Source organism: Streptococcus sanguinis (genome assembly GCF_003943735.1).
In the GTDB taxonomy this organism is placed as follows: Bacteria; Bacillota; Bacilli; order Lactobacillales; family Streptococcaceae; genus Streptococcus; species Streptococcus sanguinis_E.
Genome location: NZ_RJMV01000001.1, coordinates 162,953 through 184,463, shown reverse-complemented (window position 1 = coordinate 184,463; position 21,511 = coordinate 162,953). Strand labels below are relative to the sequence as shown.

Genomic DNA, 21,511 nt, shown 5'->3' with positions numbered 1-21,511 from the left:
AGGAGTTCATATAATGAAACATCAAACCAAACCATCGTTTACCCTGATTTGCAGGAGTACTTTGATAGAAGGAACTACGGTTCATGAACAGCACTATTCTAAAGAGAAGACAGCGTTCTACGCTCAGTTATTTAAAGAAGGAATGCTGGGGAAATTGATGCCCCATTCTCTAGACAAAAAAGGCTATGCTTTGATTGTTCCTCATAAAGATGGTATTCAATACTACGCAGGAGTTGCGGCAAAGAATGCTGTGGCAGACTACGAAAGCATTCTCGTCCCAGAGAAAGATTATTTAGTAAGTTCAGCCAGTGGTGATAAATCAAGACCCCTGTTTGACCAATTGGAGGATAACTTTTTTGAGGAAGAAAGCAGTTCCCTTTACCAAGATGGAATTATCTTAGAAATACTTTTAAACGGGAATCCTATGGATGCAGAAGTTGAGCTTTGGGTTCCAGTTCAGTAAAAGAGTAGGGATTTATAAGAAATAATCACCACCACACCAAACAAAAGACAGGGTACAAATGCCAGCCTGTCTTTTTTCTTTTTAAAGCAAAAACAGGCGAGACCAGCGAAGCTAGCGATTTGGATAAGAATGAGAATTTCCGTCAGACTGAAAATGGCTGAGCAGGAAGCAAGGAATAGAAAGTCGCCAGCTCCAATACGAAGATTATAAAAGAAGGCTAGAAGTCCTAGGGCTAAAAAGAAGAGCATGAGAAGATTGACGCCCGCTGTCATCAGCAGCAAAAGCTGAAAAACCAACCAGATCATCAAAGGGTATTGCTGCTCTCTTTGATCGTAGATGGCTAGAGTCAAGCCCATGGTGAGTAGTAGGAGTTGACTGATGGAAATCGTGCCAAGCGAAGTTGCCAGAAAAAGACCGCCCAAGATAGATTCAAAAAATAAATAGCGTAAGGGAATCTTGTCTCCGCAGAAGCGGCAACGAAGCCGGTTCATGACTTGGGAAAAAATAGGAATCAAATCACGCGGTGCTAATATTTTCTCGCAGGCATTGCAATGACTAGCGGGAGAGATGACAGACCTCTCTGGGAAGCGGTCGATGACCAAGCCTAGGAATGAGGCAAAGACAGTGCCAAGTAGAAAAAAGTATAGATGAATCATACTTATTTATTCGTAATTTTAAACAGAAAAATTCTGAAATTTTGCAACTTTTCTAATAAAGTCTTTTTTTGAATCTTTTGTCTTGACTTTCTTATTTAGAAGCATTATAATTAAACCATAATCTAAAAAGATTAGAATCATTATAAATAAAAACGAGGTAAATACAATGACACAAGTAAAAAATGGTGCAGCAACTGACGTAGCAACTTTCAGCAATCAAAAGTCTTTGCCAAAGACTAAGGCTATTCTTAATCAAGTAGTGGCAGACCTTTATACAGCTCATATCGCTCTTCACCAAGTTCACTGGTATATGCGTGGAGCAGGCTTCATGGTTTGGCATCCAAAAATGGATGAATACATGGAAACTTTGGATACAACTTTGGATGAAGTTAGCGAGCGCTTGATTACATTGGGAGGCAAGCCTTATTCTACCTTGACAGAGTTTATCCAACACAGCAAGATTGAAGAAAAAGCTGGTGAATTCAGCAAGGATGTAGAAGAAAGTCTGGCACGTGTGATTGATATTTTCCGCTATCTGACAGGTCTTTACCAAGAAGCTTTGGATGTAACAGACGAAGAAGGGGACGATGTAACCAATGATATCTTTGTCGGTGCCAAGGCTGACCTTGAAAAGACTATCTGGATGCTGACAGCTGAAATTGGTCAAGCACCAGGTTTATAAAAAATGATCCATGCGAAGCAGAAGGGAACAGACTTTCCTTTCTGCTTTTTTCATCTTGAAAAGCGCTGGAAAATCTGATAAAATATAGCTCATGAAAACCCTGTATGATGTTCAGCAATTTCTTAAAAGTTTCGGAATCATTATCTATATGGGCAAGCGCCTTTACGATATTGAAATGATGAAAATCGAGCTGAAGAGGATTTACGACGCCGGTCTAATGGATAAGCTAGCTTATTTTGAGGCGGAGGCTGTCTTGCGCCGAGAACATCGCTTAGAGTTAGAATATTTAGAAAAGAAAAAGGAGACTTGAGATGACAATTTGGATTTTGTGGGCGGTACTTTTGGGAATACTTGGCTGGATGGGCTTTAATTATCTGCGCCTTCGTCAGGCAGCAAAAATCGTGGATAACGGGGAATTTGAAGACTTGATTCGCCAAGGTCAGTTGGTTGATCTGCGGGATCCATCTGATTTTCACCGTAAGCATATCTTAGGTGCTCGCAATATTCCATCTCAGCAGCTCAAGGATAGTGTCGGTGCACTTCGTAAGGACAAGGCTGTTCTCCTCTATGAAAATAGTCGCGGTCAGCGCGTGACCAATGCGGCTCTGTATCTGAAAAAACAAGGATTTAAAGAAATCTATATTCTTTCTTATGGGTTGGATTCTTGGAATGGCAAGGTGAAAGCTAGCTGATAAAACAATTCATGAACGGTTTTAGGAATTAAGAAAAAGCTTTATTTTTTAAAGCTTTTTTTTACCAACTTTTCTCCAAATATTTTTTAATAATTCCTAATTCTTCTTGGTTTAAAGGACGGCAATCACCTTTTGCTAGGTCTGGGTCTAATGTAAAATCTCCAAATTGAATTCGTTTGAGATAGGTGACTTTAACACCAACTGCCAGAAACATCTTTTTGATCTGGTGGAATTTCCCCTCAGAAATCCTGACGCTAGCACGGCTCAGACTGGAGCGGCTAGAGAAGATAGTGAGCTGGGCGGGCTGACAGACAGTACCGTCTAAAAAGCGAATGCCTTCTTGAAAGGCAATTTTGTCCTGAAGGGTCAAAGGTCCATTGACTTCTACATAGTAAGTTTTTTCGACATGATATTGAGGGTGCAGCAGCTGAAATCCCAAAGGACCATTATCGGTAATCAGAAGAAGTCCTTCTGTATCTCTATCCAGCCGTCCGATAGAGTAAAGATTTTCTTTTTCTATCTCCTTATCCAGCAAATCCAGGACAGTCAATTTTTCAGCGTCACGATTGGCTGTGACTGCGCCAGAGGGTTTATTCAGCATGTAGTAACGGTGGGCAGGGCCGCTGACCTGTTTTCCTTGAAAAGTAATCTGCTGCAGGCCGGTATCAACGTTTTGGCTGAGTTTGTAGGCGGGCTTACCATCCACTAAAATCTGTTTTTGCAAAAGGCTTTGTTTCATCTTTTTTCGGCTGATATGATTGGCAGCCAGCAGTTGGTCGAGGCGCATCTGTTTTCCTTGTTTTTTTTTCTAAATCATATCATAAATTTTCAGGATGGGAAATGCAAATACTCATGCAGCTCCCATATTTTTTAATGAAAACATTTACACTTATCAAAGCCGTGTTTTTTGCCTGCGTCTGTGGTATAATTGTTCAGTTAGAAATAAAATTTAAAAATTCAGAGGAAAAAATGACAAAATTAAGAGAAGATATCCGTAACATTGCGATTATCGCCCACGTTGACCACGGGAAAACAACCCTTGTTGACGAATTATTGAAACAGTCTGAAACTCTTGATGCTCGTACAGAGTTGGCAGAGCGTGCTATGGACTCAAACGATATCGAAAAAGAGCGCGGTATTACGATCCTTGCTAAAAATACAGCCGTTGCTTACAACGGAACTCGTATCAATATCATGGACACACCAGGACACGCGGACTTCGGTGGTGAAGTAGAGCGTATCATGAAAATGGTTGACGGTGTTGTTTTGGTGGTAGATGCCTACGAAGGAACCATGCCACAAACTCGTTTCGTATTGAAAAAGGCCTTAGAACAAGACCTTGTCCCAATTGTTGTTGTCAACAAAATTGACAAACCATCAGCTCGTCCAGCAGAAGTAGTGGACGAAGTATTGGAACTCTTCATTGAGCTTGGTGCAGACGATGACCAGCTTGATTTCCCAGTTGTTTATGCTTCAGCTATCAACGGAACATCTTCATTGTCAGACGATCCAGCTGATCAAGAAAAAACAATGGCTCCAATCTTTGATACCATCATCGACCATATCCCAGCTCCAGTGGACAACTCAGATGAGCCTTTGCAGTTTCAAGTCTCACTCTTGGACTACAATGATTTCGTAGGTCGTATTGGTATCGGACGTGTCTTCCGAGGGACTGTTAAGGTTGGGGATCAAGTTACCCTTTCTAAACTAGATGGCACTACCAAGAACTTCCGTGTCACAAAACTCTTTGGTTTCTTTGGCTTGGAGCGTCGTGAAATCCAAGAAGCTAAAGCGGGTGACTTGATTGCCGTATCAGGTATGGAAGATATCTTTGTTGGTGAAACTATCACTCCAACAGACGCAGTTGAAGCTCTTCCAATCCTACACATCGATGAGCCAACTCTTCAAATGACTTTCTTGGTCAACAACTCACCATTTGCTGGTCGCGAAGGGAAATGGGTAACCTCTCGTAAGGTTGAAGAACGCTTGCAAGCAGAATTGCAGACAGACGTATCCCTTCGTGTTGACCCAACAGATTCACCAGATAAGTGGACAGTTTCAGGTCGTGGAGAATTGCACTTGTCAATCCTGATCGAAACCATGCGTCGTGAGGGATATGAGCTGCAAGTATCTCGTCCAGAAGTTATCGTGAAAGAAATTGACGGTGTCAAATGTGAGCCATTTGAGCGCGTCCAAATCGATACTCCAGAAGAGTACCAAGGATCTGTTATCCAAAGCCTTTCTGAACGTAAGGGTGAAATGTTGGATATGATTTCAACTGGTAATGGTCAAACTCGTTTGGTCTTCCTAGTTCCAGCACGTGGTTTGATTGGTTACTCTACAGAGTTCTTATCTATGACTCGTGGTTATGGGATTATGAATCATACATTTGACCAATACTTGCCATTGATTCCAGGTGAAATTGGTGGACGTCACCGTGGTGCCCTTGTTTCCATTGATGCTGGTAAGGCAACGACTTACTCTATCATGTCTATCGAAGAGCGCGGAACTATCTTTGTCAATCCAGGTACTGAGGTTTATGAAGGAATGATCATCGGTGAAAACTCTCGTGAGAATGACTTAACTGTTAATATCACTAAAGCCAAGCAGATGACCAATGTTCGTTCGGCAACCAAGGATCAGACAGCAGTAATCAAGACGCCTCGTATCTTGACCTTGGAAGAATCTTTGGAATTCTTGAATGATGATGAATACATGGAAGTAACGCCAGAATCCATTCGTCTGCGTAAGCAAATTTTGAACAAACAAGAACGCGAAAAAGCCAATAAAAAGAAAAAATCAGCTGCAGCTGAATAAGCAAAAGGGAAAGGAGCAGCAAGATGGTTTATCTTATCATTGGGATTTTAATCCTCTTTTTCTACATTTTTGCTGTTCCATCCAGTATTAAAGGGACTGTTAATGCTGTGACTATGGTTTTACTGATTGTGGCCTTGATTATCTTATTTGGCTTAGGCATTTTTAAAATTTTCCAGTTGCCGGCTGAATATTTTGTAGGTTTCGGCCTATCCGTAGTGACCGTCTTGGCTTTGCGGGATATTAATCGTCTCAAGCAGCCTAAAAAATCAAAAAAGAATTTTGATGAAGAATAATAAATGAGCAAGAACTTAGAAGGTCGGATTGACGTTTTGAGTTTTTGCTCTTTTTTTTACAAAAACAATAGGTTTATGTTACAAAATATTTCAAACAGATGAAAACATATCATTTTTTTCAAAACTTGCTTACAGTCGAAAATAAAAGACTCCTATGACTTTTTTATTTTCACAAAAAAAGGTAAAATAGAATGAAGTATGAATGGAAGAGGTTGCTTATGAAAAAAATAGCAAATTTTGCCAATAAAAAGGTTTTGGTTCTGGGATTGGCCAAGTCGGGTGAGTCTGCTGCTCGCCTTTTAGATAAATTAGGAGCTATCGTGACAGTTAACGACGGTAAACCTTTCGAGGAAAATCCTGCTGCTCAATCCTTGCTAGAAGAAGGTATAAAAGTGGTGACAGGAGGTCATCCCTTGGAGTTGCTGGACGAAGATTTTGAACTAATGGTGAAAAATCCAGGTATTCCTTATGACAATGCTATGGTCGTTCGAGCTCTTGAAAAGAAGATTCCTGTTATCACTGAAGTAGAGTTGGCTTATCTCATTTCAGAAGCACCGATTATTGGTATTACGGGTTCAAATGGTAAGACGACGACCACAACCATGATTGCGCAAGTCTTGACGGCTGGCGGTCAAAACGGTTTATTGTCTGGTAATATCGGTTTTCCTGCTAGTCAAGTAGCCCAAACAGCCAGCAGCAAAGATACGTTGGTCATGGAACTGTCTTCCTTCCAGTTGATGGGGATTGAGGCTTTTCATCCGCAAATAGCTGTTATTACTAACCTCATGCCGACTCATTTGGATTATCACGGTTCTGTTGAGGACTATGCAGCTGCCAAGTGGAATATCCAGAAAAACATGACAGCTGATGATTATCTGGTTTTGGATTTCAATCAGGACTGGGCCAAGGAAATGGCTAGTCAAACTCAGGCTACTGTTGTCCCTTTTTCAACAACTGAAAAGGTGGATGGTGCCTATTTAGAGGGTGATGTCTTGACCTTCCGTGGAGAAGCGATTATGCAGGCGGCTGAAATCGGCGTTCCTGGCAGCCACAATGTCGAAAACGCTCTGGCTACGATTGCAGTAGCCAAGCTGCGTGGTATTGATAATCAGACGATTAAAGAAGTCTTGTCAGCTTTTGGAGGTGTTAAGCATCGTCTCCAGTATGTGGGGCGGGTAAATGAGGTTGCCTTTTACAATGACAGTAAGTCTACTAATATCTTGGCAACCCAGAAAGCCTTATCTGGTTTTGACAATAGCAAGGTGATTCTGATTGCAGGTGGCTTGGATCGTGGCAATGAATTTGACGAGCTAGTGCCTGACCTCAAAGGACTCAAGAAAATGGTTATCTTAGGACAATCGGCTGCACGTGTAAAGAGGGCGGCTGATCAGGCTGGTGTTTCTTATCTGGATGCGACTGATGTCCGGGATGCGGCTCATAAGGCCTTTGCTCAATCGGAGCCAGGAGACATTGTCTTGCTCAGTCCTGCCAATGCCAGCTGGGATATGTATAGTAATTTTGAAGTTCGTGGCGATGAATTCCTCGCAGCATTTGAAGAATTAAAAGGTTAAGATGAAGAAGATTGTATTTACAGGCGGAGGAACGGTCGGGCATGTAACCCTCAACCTTCTCCTGATTCCTAAATTTATCAAAGAAGGCTGGCAGGTCCACTATGTTGGTGATAAGCATGGTATTGAGTACCAGGAAATCCAAAAGTCAGGACTGGACGTGACTTTCCATTCGGTAGCTACGGGCAAGCTTCGCCGCTACTTTTCTTGGCAGAATCTGTTTGATGGCTTTAAGGTCGTTTGGGGGATTTTCCAGTCGCTGGGTATTATGCTCAAGGTACGGCCGCAGGCTCTTTTTTCTAAGGGAGGCTTTGTATCCGTTCCGCCCGTGATTGCAGCCCGATTGTCCGGAGTGCCCGTCTATGTTCATGAATCGGATCTATCCATTGGCTTAGCCAATAAAATTGCCTATAAGTGTGCGACCAAGATGTATGCGACCTTTGAGCAACCTTCCAGTCTGACCAAGATTGAGCATGTCGGAGCTGTAACCAAGGTCGGCAGTCAAGAGTCAGTCCCACCGCAGGAACTAGAAGAAATTCGTCAGTATTTTGATAAGGAACTGCCAACCCTGCTTTTCGTCGGTGGTTCTGCAGGTGCTAAGGTCTTTAATGACTTTGTCAGCCAGAATCAGGCTGCACTGACCGAGCATTATAACATCATCAATCTGACAGGCGATGCAAGTTTGGATGTTCTGTCTGAACGTCTCTTTCGCAGAGCCTATGTGACTGACCTCTACCAGCCTTTGATGGACTTGGCAGATGTAGTGGTGACACGCGGCGGTTCCAATACAATCTTTGAGCTCTTGGCCATGGCTAAGCTGCACATTATCGTTCCTCTGGGACGGGAAGCCAGCCGCGGCGATCAGATTGAAAATGCCGATTATTTTGTGAAAAAGGGATATGCCAAGCAATTGGCAGAGGAACAGCTGGATATGAGCAATTTACAGACAGCCCTTGATGACCTTTTGGCGAATCAAGCTTCTTATCATCAAGCTATGAAGAATTCTCAGGAAATCAAGTCTGTAGATGAATTTTATGCTTTATTGAAGGCGGATATTGACAAAGGAAAGAAATGAGCAAGAAAAACCACGATGAGCCAAAGGAAGAGGTAAGTGAGCCCCTCTCTGAATGGCAGAAACGAAATAAAGAATATCTTGAAAAGAAGGCTCAGGAAGAGGCCAGTAAACAAAAGGAGCTGGAAGAAGAGGAAGTAAAAGAAGCTGAAGCTGAGGACTCAATCGAAGGCGAAGAAATAGCTGAAGAGACGGAAGAAGATGACTCATCTTATGAAGAGGAAGAAACAGAATATTTGGAAGATGAATCATCTGAATCTGAGCTAGAGACTGAATTGAGTGAGAAAGAGCGCAAAAAACTGGAGAAACTTCAGAAAAAGGCAGAAAAAGAAGCTGCTAAGGTGCATATCTCGAGGATTCATATTTATCGAGCACTGCCAGTTTTGCTGGGCAGTGGCTTGATTTTTCTCCTGTCAGTTTATTTTTTGACGCCACTGGCGACCATGAAGATTATCAAATTTTCAGGGAATCAAATGGTCAGTCAGGAAGACCTGCTCAAAAGCAGTAAGATTGATGAGAAGGACTATACTTTAACAACCTTTATCAATGGCGGCAATCATATCCGCAATATGAAAGCTTCTAGTCCTTGGATTAACAACCTGGAGATGGCTTATCAGTTTCCGATTACTTTTCAGGTAAAGGTCAAGGAGTACGGAGTTCTGGCCTATCTGCATAAGGGTGGGCAGTACTATCCTATTCTGACAAATGGGGAGATTATTTCGGACCCGACTGCTGCAGATTCTATGCCGGAAACCCATATTTCGATAGAGTTTTCAGATAAAAAATTGATTAAAGAATTTGCTCTTCAAATTGAAAAAGTACCGGCTTCGGTTAAGAAAAATATTAAGACAGTTCAGCTGACCCCAAGTAAGGTGACTCCGGACTTGGTTACGCTGACTATGCATGACGGTAATAAAATCTTGGTACCAATTTCACATATTGCTAAAAAACTACCATATTACAAGGGAATCCAATCACAGTTGGAAGAGGGTGTACCTAGTGTTGTAGATATGGAAGCAGGGATTTTTAGTTATGTTGAAGGAGCTCAAAACGAGTCGTCTTCTTCTGACGAAGAAAAGCAGAAAGCAGAAGAGGAAGCGACGGGACAGCCAACAGAACAAGCGGCTGAGCAGGTGACAGAAAGTCAAGAACAAGAATCTGCAGAGCCACAAAATTCAACAGAAAACCCGGGAAATACCGAAAATCGCTAAATTATATGTAGAAAAACTGCGCATTTTCATTTTCTTTATGTTATAATAAAGCTTGGGTAACTCTAATTTTTAGCGTTATTAGTATAGACCGGAAACATGGAAGATAGAGAGGACTGGTGTAATGGCTAGAGACGGCTTTTTTACTGGATTAGATATAGGAACTAGCTCAATTAAAGTGTTGGTGGCAGAGCACATCAACGATGAAATGAATGTTATTGGGGTCAGCAACGCAAAAAGTGCTGGCGTTAAAGATGGAATTATTGTTGATATTGAGGCTGCTGCTGCTGCCATTAAGACAGCTATTTCTCAAGCAGAAGAAAAGGCAGGCATTTCAATTGGTTTAGTTAATGTCGGACTTCCGGCTAATCTCTTACAGATTGAGCCAACTCAGGGCATGATTCCTGTGACTAGTGATTCTAAGGAAATCACAGATACAGATGTAGAGAATGTTGTTAGATCTGCTCTGACTAAGAGTATGACTCCTGACCGTGAAGTGATTACTTTCATTCCAGAAGAGTTTGTAGTGGATGGTTTCCAAGGGATTCGTGACCCACGCGGTATGATGGGGATTCGCTTAGAAATGCGTGGACTTCTCTACACTGGACCACGGACTATTCTCCACAACCTCCGCAAGACAGTGGAGCGCGCGGGAGTTCAGCTTGAGAACGTAATTATCTCCCCATTGGCTATGACTAAGTCAATCTTGAACGAAGGGGAACGTGAGTTTGGTGCAACTGTTATTGATATGGGCGGCGGCCAAACTACAGTGGCTTCTGTTAAAGGTCAAGAACTTCAATATACGAATATATACCAAGAAGGCGGCGACTACGTAACCAAGGACATCTCCAAGGTTTTGAAGACTTCGCAAAAGTTGGCTGAAAGTCTTAAGTTTAACTATGGGTCTGCTTATGTTCCAGAAGCTGGGACAGAGTCCTTCCAAGTAGAAGTGATTGGCGAGATTGAGCCAGTTGAAGTAACTGAAAAGTATCTGGCTGAAATTATTTCTGCTCGTATCCAACACATTTTTGAGCAAATCAAGCGCGATTTGGATAGAAGGCATCTTCTTGAGTTGCCAGGCGGCATTGTGATTATTGGTGGAGCAGCTATTCTTCCAGGAGTGGTTGAGCTTGCTCAGGAAGTGTTTGGCGTAAATGTCAAGCTTTATGTGCCAAATCAAATCGGCATTCGCAATCCAGCCTTTGCACATGTTATCAGTTTGTCAGAGTATGCTGGAAACTTAACAGATGTGGACATGCTGGCTCAGGTTGCTGTTCATGGTGATGAGCAACTACGCCATCGACCTGTATCCTTTGAGCGTCCTGCTCAGTCAGTACCACGCTTTGAACCTCAACCAGCTGATGAGATTCCTGAGGAGCCGGTCCAAGAAGTTCCAGTTGCCAGTGCTGATGTGCCAAACCAAGAACCAAAAACCGGTATTACAGATCGGATGCGCAACCTAATTGGCAAAATGTTTGATTAAGGAGAATACAGAGAATATGACATTTTCATTTGACGCTGCTGCCGCACAAGGCGCAGTAATTAAAGTTATTGGTGTCGGTGGAGGTGGCGGTAATGCCATCAACCGAATGATTGATGAAGGTGTTGCTGGTGTTGAATTCATCGCAGCAAATACAGATGTTCAAGCTCTTAGCAGTGCCAAAGCTGAAACAGTTATTCAGCTCGGTCCTAAGCTGACTCGCGGGCTCGGTGCTGGAGGTCAGCCTGAAGTTGGCCGCAAGGCTGCTGAAGAAAGCGAAGAAGTCCTGACTGAAGCTCTGCAAGGAGCAGATATGGTCTTCATCACTGCTGGTATGGGTGGTGGATCTGGGACAGGTGCTGCTCCAGTAATCGCTCGTATCGCCAAAAATGTTGGTGCTCTGACTGTTGCTGTAGTTACACGTCCTTTTGGTTTTGAAGGAAGCAAGCGTGGAACTTTTGCGGTAGAGGGAATCAACGAACTTCGAGAGCATGTAGACACACTCTTGATTATCTCAAATAACAACTTGCTTGAAATTGTAGATAAGAAGACTCCGCTCCTTGAAGCACTCAGTGAAGCAGATAATGTTCTTCGCCAAGGTGTCCAAGGGATTACTGACTTGATTACCAGCCCAGGACTGATTAACCTTGACTTTGCCGACGTGAAAACAGTTATGGCAGACAAGGGTAATGCTTTGATGGGAATTGGTGTTGGTAGCGGTGAAGAACGCGTTATCGAAGCTGCTCGCAAAGCTATTTACTCACCTCTTTTGGAAACAACCATTGATGGTGCAGAGGACGTAATTGTCAACGTTACTGGTGGCCTAGATATGACCTTGATTGAAGCTGAAGAAGCTTCAGAAATTGTCAACCAAGCAGCAGGTCATGGGGTGAACATCTGGCTCGGTACTGCGATTGATGAGTCTATGAAGGATGAAATTCGCGTGACTGTTGTGGCTACTGGTGTCCGTCAGGACAAGGTTGAAAAGGTCAGCGGCATTCGTCAGACACCACAACCTACTAGTCCAAGCCGTCCGCAGCAAGTTGAGCCAAATCGCGAAGTTCGCTCAGGACAGTTTGAACGAAACTTTGATATGACCGAAACGGTTGATATTCCTGCTCCAAGCCGTCAAAGAACGGATGCGCCTAAAGGTTCAGCCTTTGGTGATTGGGATCTTCGCCGCGAAGCGATTGTTCGTCAGGCTGAACCAAGTTCCTCAGCCCGCGTGGAGCGCTATGCAGAAACTAATGAAGATGATGATGAGTTGGAAACACCTCCGTTCTTCAGAAATCGTTAATCTAAATCATGAATTTGCAGAATAATAAAGAGCTGGTCTTTCAATCCGTCGCTCAGGCGGCGGAGCAAGCCCAGCGTTTGAAAGATTCAGTAAATATCATTGCAGTTACCAAATATGTTGACTGCGAAACTACTCAGGAGCTTGTTCGTACAGGTATTCAGCATATCGGAGAAAATCGGGTAGATAAATTTCTAGATAAATACCATGCTCTGAAAGATGAGAATCTGACCTGGCACCTGATCGGCAGTTTGCAGAGGAGAAAAGTCAAGGATGTGATTAACTATGTTGATTACTTTCACGCTTTAGATTCTGTAAAATTGGCCAAGGAGATTGACAAACGGGCTGAACATGTGATTAAATGTTTTCTGCAGGTGAATATTTCTAAAGAAGAGAGCAAGCATGGCTTTTTGATTGAAGAACTTGAAGTTATCCTGCCTGAACTTAAAAAATTAGAAAATGTTCAAATTGTGGGATTGATGACTATGGCTCCGTTTGAAGCTAGTCATGAGGAGCTGAACCAAATTTTTGAAAAGGCTCATCAACTACAAAAAGAATTAAAAAAGAAACAGTTAAATAATATGCCCTTTTCTGAATTAAGCATGGGAATGAGCCGTGATTATCCAGAAGCAATTGCCCATGGCTCGACCTATGTCAGAATTGGTACAGCATTTTTTAAATAGGAAAGAAATATGTCATTAAAAGATAGATTTGATAAATTTATAGATTATTTTACAGAAGATGGAGATGAGAGTGAGCTTCAGGAGCAGACTGTCAGCAGACCTGCGGCGCCTGTTAAGCAGAAGCCTGAATTGGTTCAGCCTAAGCCAGTCAGAGAGAGCAAGCCGGCTCCTCGTCCGGTTGCTGCGGCCAAGCCACAGCCTAAACCACAGGCACAACAGAAATCTTCGACAGAGAATATTACCAGACTGCATGCACGTCAGCAGGAATTGGCTCAGCACCGTGCAAATGCGGATGAGAAGATTACGATTGATGTTCGTTATCCGAGGAGATATGAGGAAGCGACTGAAATTGTTGACCTGCTTTTGGCCAATGAAAGCATCCTGATTGACTTCCAGTATATGACTGAGGTACAGGCTCGTCGCTGTTTAGACTACCTAGACGGTGCGCGTTATGTCTTGGCTGGAAATTTGAAAAAAGTTGCAAGCACTATGTATTTGCTGACTCCGATTAATGTAGTGGTAAATGTGGAAGATATCCGTCTGCCAAACGATGTTGAAATCAGCGAATTCGACTTTGATATGAAGCGCAGTAGATAAGAGATATGTTATATTTTGTAATTCGTGCCATCTCTAATCTTTTCGATCTTTATAGCATTGCCTTGATTGTCTATGCACTTCTATCTTGGTTTCCAGGAGCCTATCAAACTAAATTCGGAGAGTTTCTAACACGCATTGTAGAACCGTATTTAAAACTTTTCCGCCGTCTTCCCTTGCAGTTTGCAGGGCTGGACTTTACCGTTTGGGTTGCAATTCTGGCTTTAAACCTTTTAAATCGTGTGGTCTTTTATTTAATAAGCGTCTTACTAATGTTATTATGATGAAAGATTTATATCAACACTTTTCGCATGAGGATCGAGAGTTTATTGATAGGAGTCTGGAGCTGCTTCAGCGGGTTCAAGATACCTATGCGTTTGAAACAACGCCTTTTCTGAATCCCCATCAGGTCTCAATCCTGAAGAATATTGGCAAGCAATATGATGTGCAAGTCTTTGCTAGTTCGGATTATTTTCCAAGTGAACTGGCAAGAGTTCTTGTGGCGCCTTCTTATTACCAACTGAATATGGATGATTTTGAATTGAGCTTGCTGGAAATTTCCTATGCAAGCAAATTTTATAAAATCAGTCATTCGCAGATTATGGGAACTCTTCTCAATCAATTAGGGATTGAAAGACGGACCTTTGGTGATATTCTTGTGGTTGGAGACCGTGCTCAGCTCTTTGTAGATAAAAGACTGGCCCAGTATTTTATAGATCATGTCACCAAAGTTGCAAAGATGCCTGTCAAATTAAAGGAAGTATCCTTTGCAGAGCAGTTGAAAGAGCAGAATCAGTCTGTCACCAGAGAAATTTTAGCATCTAGCCTTCGCTTGGACAAGTTGGTAGCTAGTACCTTTAAGTTATCAAGGAGTCAGGCTGCTCAGCTGATTTCTGGCAAGCATGTGAAAATGAACTATGCTGTTAATGACAATACCAGCCAGCAGGTCGGGCTTGAAGACTTGATTAGCGTTAGACGATTTGGAAGATTTAAGGTTTTAAGAGAAAATGGCCTTTCCAAGAATGGAAAACATAAGTTAACTGTTGAATTATTAGCTAGTAAATGAGGAGGAACTATGACACTTACAGCATTAGAAATTAAAGATAAATCCTTTGGAACCAAGTTTAGAGGCTATGATGTTGAAGAGGTAGATGAATTCCTTGACATCGTTGTCCGCGATTATGAGGACTTGGTTCGTGAAAACCACGAAAAAGAAGCAAAAATTCGCAATCTTGAAGAGCGTCTGACATATTTTGATGAGATGAAAGACTCTCTCAGCCAGTCTGTTTTGATTGCTCAAGATACGGCTGAGCGCGTTAAGGTTGCTGCCAATGAGCGATCTACAAATATTGTTCGTCAGGCAGAGCAGGATGCGCAGCATTTATTGGATGGAGCTAAGTACAAGGCTGATGAAATTTTGCGTCAGGCGGCTGACAATGCTAAGAAAGTAGCCATTGAAACAGAAGAACTGAAAAACAAAACACGTGTCTTCCATCAACGTTTGAAATCAACCATTGAGAGCCAACTCAGCATTGTGGATTCGTCTGAATGGGAAGAAATCCTTCGTCCGACAGCTACTTATCTGCAGACCAGCGATGAAGCTTTCAAGGAAGTTGTATCTGAAGTACTGGGAGAAGAGGCAGTTATCCGCGAGGAAGAAGTGGATGTTACTCGTCAATTTTCTCCAGAGGAAATGGCTGAGTTGCAAGAGCGCATTGAAGCTGCTAACCGTGAATTAGCTGCGACTCAAGCTTTTTCTCCGCTTAGCGATGAAGATATAGAAGCTCACGCAGCTGAGGAAAACTCAGAAGCTGACCATCACGATGATGATACAAATGGGGAACAAAAAGTTCCAGTAAATATTTTATAATTTTTAAAGAAGCTAAGATTGTAAAAACACAGACCAAGCAAAATACTTTCAGCGAGCAGATGATGGTGAGAGATCTGCAGTCCATCTTGCTTGGGCTATCATTTTACAGAACTTTCGTCTGAAATCAGTAGGATGAGACGGCAGTCCACGTTACGGACAAAGAGGGGCAAGAGGAGCATCATGCTATTCTCTTGCCTAAACAAAGGTGGTACCGCGAATTTTCGTCCTTTTTGGAGAAGTTTGCGGTTTTTAATTTGTAATTTTAAAAATAAAGAGGAATAGAATGAAACTGAAAGAAACACTTAATCTTGGGAAAACTGCTTTTCCTATGCGGGCCGGTCTTCCAAATAAGGAGCCAATCTGGCAAAAGGAATGGGATCAAGCTAAGCTTTATCAACGCCGTCAGGAGCTGAATGAAGGCAAGCCGCACTTTATCCTGCATGATGGCCCTCCTTATGCTAACGGGAATATTCACGTCGGCCATGCTATGAACAAGATTTCCAAAGATATCATTGTTCGCTCAAAGTCTATGGCTGGTTACTATGCGCCTTACATTCCAGGATGGGATACGCATGGTCTTCCGATTGAGCAGGTATTGGCAAAACAAGGCGTTAAGCGCAAAGAGTTGGACTTGGTAGAATATCTCAACATGTGTCGGGACTATGCGCTTAGCCAAGTCGAAAAGCAAAAAGAGGACTTCAAGCGTTTGGGTGTTTCTGGTGACTGGGATAATCCTTATGTTACTTTGACTTCTGATTATGAAGCGGCTCAGATTCGTGTCTTTGGCGAAATGGCTAAGAAAGGCTACATCTACCGTGGCGCTAAGCCAGTTTACTGGTCTTGGTCTTCTGAGTCAGCTTTGGCTGAAGCAGAAATTGAATACCATGATTTGGTTTCCACCTCTCTCTACTATGCTAACCGCGTCAAAGAGGGTAAAGGAGTATTGGACACAGATACTTACATCGTTGTATGGACAACAACTCCATTTACCATTACAGCTTCCCGTGGTTTGACAGTTGGAGCAGATATTGACTATGTTTTGGCCCAGCCTGCGGGTGAAAGTCGCAAGTTTATTGTAGCGTCTGAATTATTGAACAGCTTGTCTGAGAAATTTGGCTGGGCTGATGTTCAAGTTTTGGCTACCTACCGTGGTCAAGAATTAAACCACATCGTGACAGTTCACCCATGGGATACCGCTGTAGATGAACTTGTTATCCTGGGTGACCACGTTACGACTGACTCTGGTACTGGTATTGTCCATACAGCGCCTGGTTTTGGTGAGGACGACTATAATGTCGGTGTAGCTAATGGCTTGGAAGTATTTGTCACTGTTAATGAGCGTGGTATTATGATGGAAAATGCTGGTCCTGACTTTGAAGGACAGTTCTATGATAAGGTTGTGCCGACGGTTATTGAAAAGCTTGGTGATTTGCTCCTTGCTCAGGAAGAAATTTCTCACTCTTATCCATTTGACTGGCGTACTAAGAAGCCAATCATCTGGCGGGCAGTACCGCAGTGGTTTGCCTCTGTATCTAAATTCCGTCAAGAAATTTTGGACGAAATTGACAAGGTTAAATTCCATTCTGAATGGGGGAAAGTACGCCTCTACAATATGATTCGTGACCGTGGTGACTGGGTTATCTCTCGTCAGCGAGCTTGGGGAGTTCCACTTCCAATCTTCTATGCCGAAGACGGAACACCAATCATGACAGCAGAAACCATCGAACACGTGGCTCAGCTCTTTGAGGAGCACGGCTCTATCGTCTGGTGGAAGCGTGAAGCAAAAGACCTCTTACCAGAAGGATTTACTCATCCAGGTTCTCCAAATGGCGAATTTACCAAGGAAACGGATATCATGGACGTTTGGTTTGACTCAGGTTCATCATGGAATGGTGTAGTGGTCAACCGTCCGGAATTGACTTACCCAGCTGATCTTTATCTAGAAGGTTCAGACCAATACCGTGGTTGGTTCAACTCATCTCTTATCACATCAGTTGCCAACCATGGCGTGGCCCCTTACAAACAAATCTTGTCACAAGGATTTGCTCTAGATGGTAAGGGTGAAAAGATGTCTAAATCCCTTGGAAATACCATTGCTCCAAGTGACGTGGAAAAACAATTTGGTGCGGAAATCTTGCGTCTTTGGGTAACCAGTGTCGACTCCAGCAATGACGTTCGTATCTCCATGGATATCTTGAGCCAAGTTTCTGAAACCTACCGTAAGATTCGGAATACCTTGCGTTTCTTGATTGCTAATACCTCTGACTTTAATCCAGTTGAGGATGCTGTAGCTTACGAAGAGCTTCGCTCCGTTGATAAATACATGACTATCCGCTTCAATCAATTAGTAGACACTATTCGCAAGGCTTACGCAGACTTTGAGTTTCTGACAATTTATAAAGCGATTGTCAACTTTGTGACCGTTGACTTGTCTGCTTTCTATCTGGATTTTGCCAAAGATGTCGTCTATATCGAAGCAGCTAAATCATTGGAACGTCGTCAGATGCAGACTGTTTTCTATGACATTTTGGTCAAGATTACCAAGCTGTTGACGCCGATTCTGCCACACACAGCAGAAGAAATCTGGTCTTACCTAGAACACGAAGAGGAAGAATTTGTTCAGTTATCCGAATTGCCAGAAGCTCAGACTTTCCCAAATCAAGAAGAAATCTTGGACACTTGGTCTGCCTTTATGGACTTCCGCAGTCAGGCTCAGAAAGCCTTGGAAGAAGCCCGCAATGAGAAGGTTATCGGGAAATCGTTGGAAGCACACCTGACTGTCTATCCGAATGAAGTCATCAAGACCTTGCTGGAAGCGGTCAACAGCGATGTGGCTCAGCTTCTTATCGTTTCACAATTAACGATTGCTGAAGGACCTGCTCCAGAAGGCGCTCTAGTCTTTGAAGATGTAGCTTTTGTCGTAGAGCATGCGCAGGGGCAAGTCTGTGATCGCTGCCGCCGCATTGACACAACAGTTAAAGAGCGCAGTTATCAAGCCTTTGTCTGTGACCACTGTGCAGAAATTTTAGAAGAAAACTTTTCGGAAGCAGTTGCAGAAGGCTTTGAGAGCAAGTAAGTTTCCAAAATAAAAAATGGCTTTGCCCTTTAATGGCGAGCCATTTTTTTAGATAGATTTGAGGATGTTTTGGTTTGGAGCTAGATTAGAAGAAAGAAACAGTTGCGTTTGCAACTATTTTCTGTTATACTAGTTATACCTTAGGAGTGTCTATTTTAGCTAGAATATTTTGGAGCTGAAAGAGCTCAGAGGAAGTCAGTTGCTGCAGAGCCTGACTGGCATAGGTATTTTCAAAGCCAATCAGCTGGTCGTAGAGTTTGAGAGCCTGATTGCTAGGATAGAGCTCTTTGAACTTCTTATTTTGAGCTTTGGTCTTTTTGATAATCAAGCCCCTATCTTCCAGCTTTCCTAGGGATCGGCTGAGGGTAGTCTTGTCAATCTGCACCAGCTCTGCCAGTTGTGATTGGCTGAGACCTTCATTTTCGACAATACGAATGAGCAGTAGAAATAAATTATTGTCTAGGCCGTAGTTACTGGCTTTCTGATTCATTTTCATCATGGCTTGTCTGGAAATAAATCCCATTTTCCGGAAAAGTTGACGGTAATCCATAGGAACTCCTCGATAGTTGCATTTGCACTTATTATACATTAAAAAGATAAAGGAAACAAGTATGTGGTCTAGGAAAAAATTAACAGAGCTGAACCCGATAGAATTTTATCAAATCTTAAAATTGCGCATTGACACCTTTGTGGTGGAGCAGGAGCGCATTTATCATGAACTGGATGAGAAGGACCTAGAAGCAGTGCATGTTTACCATGCTAATAAACAAGGGGAAATTGATGCTTATGCTCGGGTCTTTGAAGAGGGAGAGCATTTAGTCTTTGGTCGAGTAGTCACAGCTCAGTCTGTACGAGGACAGGGATTAGGAGGACAGCTTATTAGAGAAATCTTGCAATTATGTGCTGAAAAATGGCCAGGAAAGGAAATTGAAATAGAGGCTCAGGATCAGGTGGCTGCTCTCTATGAAAAGTATGGCTTCAAGGCAGTTGGTCAACCCTTTATTTTTGAATCGACACCTCACATTACCATGATCTATAAACAATAAAAAAACTAAGGCCAGGCCTTAGTTTTTACTGTTTAACAGGAATGGAAATTTCGATTAGATTATTAGCGTAAATCGTTCGGATAGCAGCTTTATCAATAGCATTTGCATCAATTTTTCTCTTCAAGAAAAATTCTCTGATTTTTTCGATTTCCTGTTCGCGTACAGCACGGTGCATGTTTGAAATCAAAATTTCATAGTGAAGAGGAGCTTGTGTAAAAACAACATCGCTGTTTCCAGCAGAATAAACTTCGACTAATATCGCATCGGTGCTTTCCAATTGGCTTTTGACAAGGTCAGCATGACTGTTTGTTGTATTAATAAGCTTCATACGATTTCCTCCTGCTTTATACCTGCTATTATTATAACATGTTTGCTATAAATTGTGAATGATTTCTTTAAGCTTTAAGTGTATTTTTCCAGGCTTGGATACCCCATTTATGGCTGCCGCGTTTTAGTGTTTCAATAGCTTCTTCGACTGGGAACCAGGCAAGCTGGTTGAAATCTTCCAGCGGTTTTTGGACTTCTTGGAAAGAGGTGACCTGATACAGGTAGGCCGGGTTGTAGAAATGGGTGTCGCGATGGCGAGAGTAAAAATATTCATCAGCTTGTCCAAGATAGCGTCCAAGCTGGGCTGTGAATCCAAGTTCTTCCATCAGCTCGCGTTCAAGGGCAGTCTGATGGTTTTCCCCCTCTTCAATCTCTCCACCGGGCAGAAACCAAGCCCCATTAGGCGCCTGGACCAAAATAATCTTTTCTTTCTTTTCGTCTGGGATAACGGCATAGACTCCGTAGCGGGTCACATATTCTACATTTGCTTCCTTTTCACCAAAGGTTGGATTTGTCATTCTAATATCCTCAATCTCTAGTCAGTTTACTATCTATCATAATGGACTAAGGACCAGCTGTCAAGAATTTACTCAGTTTATTGGACAGAAAAAGAATGATAGTCGTTTAAAGAGATGTTCTTCAAATTATAAATTCTTTCCTCCGACCGTTTAAAAAAATCTTCTTTATGGGAATGGTAAAACATTTATAGAAGAAATTGTTATAATAGTAGCGAGGTGGTTTTATGACAGAAAGCAGACTTTTTAAAATCTTATATCTTCTTTTAGAGCAAGGCCGCACAACAGCTCCCGAATTAGCCTCACTATTTGAAGTATCTATTCGGACCATCTATCGAGATGTAGACAAGCTGAGTTTGGCAGGAATCCCTATCTATTGCAGCCCAGGCAAGGGCGGGGGCATTTTTCTGATGAAGGATTTTGTCTTAGACAAGGCCTTGTTTTCAGAGTCTGAGAGGGATGAGTTATTAGCTGCTCTTCAAGGCTTGCAGATTTTAACAGATGGCGAGCAAGTAGAAACCTTGGCTAAGCTGCAGTCCTTGTTTCAAGTTCAGGCGACTTATTGGCTAGAGGTGGATTTCACTGACTGGCGCAAGAAAGCAGATCAGAAAGAACTGTTTGATACCATTAAGCAGGCGATCTTGCAAAGAAGAGTCTTGTCGTTTTCTTACTTGAATGGGCGTGGAGAAAGAGAGCAGCGCAAGATAGAGGCGCTGAAGTTAGTATTTAAAAGCCAAAACTGGTATGTTGCTGGCTTTTGTCGTTTAAGACAAGCCCCGCGCTTTTTTAAACTCAGCAGAATGAGAGACTGTCAGATGTTAGAGGAACGATTTAAGCAGAGAGTCTTGGATGAGACATTTAGTCCTGAAGAGCGGCTAGGAGATACCGTAAAAGTCTTCTTGAAATTTGACCGGAAGCATGCCTTTCGAGTGTACGAGGAGTTTTCAGAAGCAGAGATAGAGGAGACTGATGGGAGCCTTTATGTCCAAACGCATTTGCCGAGTCACGATAGTCTTTATACCTACTTGCTATCCTTTTTGGATGGAGTTGAAATATTGGAGCCGCCTCGGTTACGGGAAGAATTCAAAGAAAAGTTAAAAGCCATTGCCGATATTTATAAAAGCTGACAGAGGTTGTCAGCTTTTCTTTGCTATACTGTTTGTAGTAAAGAAAGG

General features: G+C 42.5%; 24 protein-coding genes. 19 read left to right on the top strand and 5 right to left on the bottom strand.

What is annotated here, in order from left to right; all coding sequences use genetic code 11:
• Positions 1 to 13 precede the first annotated feature (13 nt).
• The gene (locus D8877_RS00975; RefSeq protein WP_125340604.1) at positions 14 to 463 is read left to right on the top strand and encodes an effector binding domain-containing protein; all 450 of its coding nucleotides are present in this window, start codon (positions 14 to 16) and stop codon (positions 461 to 463) included.
• Here the strand turns inward: D8877_RS00975 and D8877_RS00970 are convergent.
• On the bottom strand, positions 457 to 1,119 hold the full coding sequence (locus D8877_RS00970) for a prepilin peptidase (RefSeq protein ID WP_125352141.1): 663 nt from the start codon (positions 1,117 to 1,119) through the stop codon (positions 457 to 459). The two genes, D8877_RS00975 and D8877_RS00970, sit on opposite strands and share 7 nt — an antisense overlap.
• A 166-nt stretch (positions 1,120 to 1,285) precedes the next feature.
• Between D8877_RS00970 and D8877_RS00960 the strand changes: the two genes are divergently transcribed.
• The 3 genes from D8877_RS00960 (at position 1,286) to D8877_RS00950 (ending at position 2,493) form a co-directional block, all read left to right on the top strand.
• Positions 1,286 to 1,801 (top strand): Dps family protein, encoded by a 516-nt coding sequence (locus D8877_RS00960; RefSeq protein WP_125340609.1) that lies wholly within the window; start codon positions 1,286 to 1,288, stop codon positions 1,799 to 1,801.
• Positions 1,802 to 1,892: 91 nt separating this feature from the next.
• Positions 1,893 to 2,111 carry a YqgQ family protein gene (locus D8877_RS00955; RefSeq protein WP_002898045.1) on the top strand — a complete coding sequence of 73 codons (219 nt, stop codon included), beginning with the start codon at positions 1,893 to 1,895 and terminating at the stop codon, positions 2,109 to 2,111.
• 1 nt (position 2,112) lies between these two features.
• Positions 2,113 to 2,493 (top strand): rhodanese-like domain-containing protein, encoded by a 381-nt coding sequence (locus tag D8877_RS00950; protein WP_002896183.1) that lies wholly within the window; start codon positions 2,113 to 2,115, stop codon positions 2,491 to 2,493.
• Between the two features lie 61 nt (positions 2,494 to 2,554).
• Here D8877_RS00950 and D8877_RS00945 read toward each other — a convergent pair whose 3' ends face one another.
• A complete protein-coding gene (locus tag D8877_RS00945) occupies positions 2,555 to 3,280 on the bottom strand; it encodes a 16S rRNA pseudouridine(516) synthase (protein WP_125340611.1) in 726 nt (241 codons plus the stop codon).
• Between the two features lie 182 nt (positions 3,281 to 3,462).
• Here D8877_RS00945 and typA point away from each other — a divergent pair, with 182 nt between their 5' ends.
• From typA to ileS, 13 genes are all read left to right on the top strand, one after another.
• Complete coding sequence (typA, locus tag D8877_RS00940) at positions 3,463 to 5,310, top strand: translational GTPase TypA (protein ID WP_033179125.1); 1,848 nt, start codon at positions 3,463 to 3,465, stop codon at positions 5,308 to 5,310.
• A gap of 23 nt (positions 5,311 to 5,333) precedes the next feature.
• The gene (locus D8877_RS00935; protein ID WP_125340613.1) at positions 5,334 to 5,603 is read left to right on the top strand and encodes a DUF3165 family protein; all 270 of its coding nucleotides are present in this window, start codon (positions 5,334 to 5,336) and stop codon (positions 5,601 to 5,603) included.
• Between the two features lie 218 nt (positions 5,604 to 5,821).
• Positions 5,822 to 7,174 (top strand): UDP-N-acetylmuramoyl-L-alanine--D-glutamate ligase, encoded by a 1,353-nt coding sequence (murD, locus tag D8877_RS00930; RefSeq protein ID WP_125340616.1) that lies wholly within the window; start codon positions 5,822 to 5,824, stop codon positions 7,172 to 7,174.
• Position 7,175: 1 nt separating this feature from the next.
• Entirely contained in the window at positions 7,176 to 8,246 is a 1,071-nt protein-coding gene (locus D8877_RS00925) for a UDP-N-acetylglucosamine--N-acetylmuramyl-(pentapeptide) pyrophosphoryl-undecaprenol N-acetylglucosamine transferase (protein WP_125340618.1), read from the top strand.
• Positions 8,243 to 9,454, top strand: coding sequence for a cell division protein FtsQ/DivIB (locus D8877_RS00920; RefSeq protein ID WP_125340620.1), 1,212 nt, complete (start codon positions 8,243 to 8,245; stop codon positions 9,452 to 9,454). Before D8877_RS00925 ends, D8877_RS00920 begins: the two co-directional genes overlap by 4 nt.
• 121 nt (positions 9,455 to 9,575) lie before the next feature.
• Positions 9,576 to 10,934, top strand: a complete 1,359-nt coding sequence (gene ftsA, locus D8877_RS00915; protein WP_002896169.1) for a cell division protein FtsA — start codon at positions 9,576 to 9,578, stop codon at positions 10,932 to 10,934.
• Positions 10,935 to 10,950: 16 nt separating this feature from the next.
• Positions 10,951 to 12,228 carry a cell division protein FtsZ gene (gene ftsZ / locus D8877_RS00910; protein WP_011836648.1) on the top strand — a complete coding sequence of 426 codons (1,278 nt, stop codon included), beginning with the start codon at positions 10,951 to 10,953 and terminating at the stop codon, positions 12,226 to 12,228.
• Positions 12,229 to 12,236: 8 nt separating this feature from the next.
• Positions 12,237 to 12,908 carry a YggS family pyridoxal phosphate-dependent enzyme gene (locus D8877_RS00905; RefSeq protein WP_125340622.1) on the top strand — a complete coding sequence of 224 codons (672 nt, stop codon included), beginning with the start codon at positions 12,237 to 12,239 and terminating at the stop codon, positions 12,906 to 12,908.
• A gap of 9 nt (positions 12,909 to 12,917) precedes the next feature.
• Entirely contained in the window at positions 12,918 to 13,505 is a 588-nt protein-coding gene (locus D8877_RS00900) for a cell division protein SepF (protein ID WP_125340624.1), read from the top strand.
• A 5-nt stretch (positions 13,506 to 13,510) separates the two neighbouring features.
• A complete protein-coding gene (locus D8877_RS00895) occupies positions 13,511 to 13,786 on the top strand; it encodes a YggT family protein (RefSeq protein ID WP_002896162.1) in 276 nt (91 codons plus the stop codon).
• Positions 13,783 to 14,568, top strand: coding sequence for a YlmH family RNA-binding protein (locus D8877_RS00890; protein WP_125340626.1), 786 nt, complete (start codon positions 13,783 to 13,785; stop codon positions 14,566 to 14,568). Before D8877_RS00895 ends, D8877_RS00890 begins: the two co-directional genes overlap by 4 nt.
• Positions 14,569 to 14,577: 9 nt before the next feature.
• Positions 14,578 to 15,372, top strand: coding sequence for a DivIVA domain-containing protein (locus tag D8877_RS00885; RefSeq protein ID WP_125340628.1), 795 nt, complete (start codon positions 14,578 to 14,580; stop codon positions 15,370 to 15,372).
• A 283-nt stretch (positions 15,373 to 15,655) separates the two neighbouring features.
• Positions 15,656 to 18,448: an isoleucine--tRNA ligase gene (gene ileS / locus D8877_RS00880; RefSeq protein WP_125340630.1), complete on the top strand. Its 2,793-nt coding sequence runs from the start codon at positions 15,656 to 15,658 to the stop codon at positions 18,446 to 18,448.
• 133 nt (positions 18,449 to 18,581) lie between these two features.
• On the opposite strand, the gene D8877_RS00875 is transcribed toward ileS, so the two are convergent.
• Positions 18,582 to 19,037: a MarR family winged helix-turn-helix transcriptional regulator gene (locus D8877_RS00875; RefSeq protein ID WP_125340633.1), complete on the bottom strand. Its 456-nt coding sequence runs from the start codon at positions 19,035 to 19,037 to the stop codon at positions 18,582 to 18,584.
• A gap of 22 nt (positions 19,038 to 19,059) precedes the next feature.
• Between D8877_RS00875 and D8877_RS00870 the strand changes: the two genes are divergently transcribed.
• Entirely contained in the window at positions 19,060 to 19,494 is a 435-nt protein-coding gene (locus D8877_RS00870) for a GNAT family N-acetyltransferase (protein WP_002919444.1), read from the top strand.
• 25 nt (positions 19,495 to 19,519) lie between these two features.
• Here D8877_RS00870 and D8877_RS00865 read toward each other — a convergent pair whose 3' ends face one another.
• Entirely contained in the window at positions 19,520 to 19,822 is a 303-nt protein-coding gene (locus tag D8877_RS00865; RefSeq protein WP_002919443.1) for a DUF1827 family protein, read from the bottom strand.
• A 67-nt stretch (positions 19,823 to 19,889) separates the two neighbouring features.
• Entirely contained in the window at positions 19,890 to 20,339 is a 450-nt protein-coding gene (locus tag D8877_RS00860) for an NUDIX hydrolase (RefSeq protein WP_002919442.1), read from the bottom strand.
• 224 nt (positions 20,340 to 20,563) lie between these two features.
• Between D8877_RS00860 and D8877_RS00850 the strand changes: the two genes are divergently transcribed.
• Positions 20,564 to 21,463 carry a helix-turn-helix transcriptional regulator gene (locus D8877_RS00850; RefSeq protein WP_125340637.1) on the top strand — a complete coding sequence of 300 codons (900 nt, stop codon included), beginning with the start codon at positions 20,564 to 20,566 and terminating at the stop codon, positions 21,461 to 21,463.
• Positions 21,464 to 21,511 lie beyond the last annotated feature (48 nt).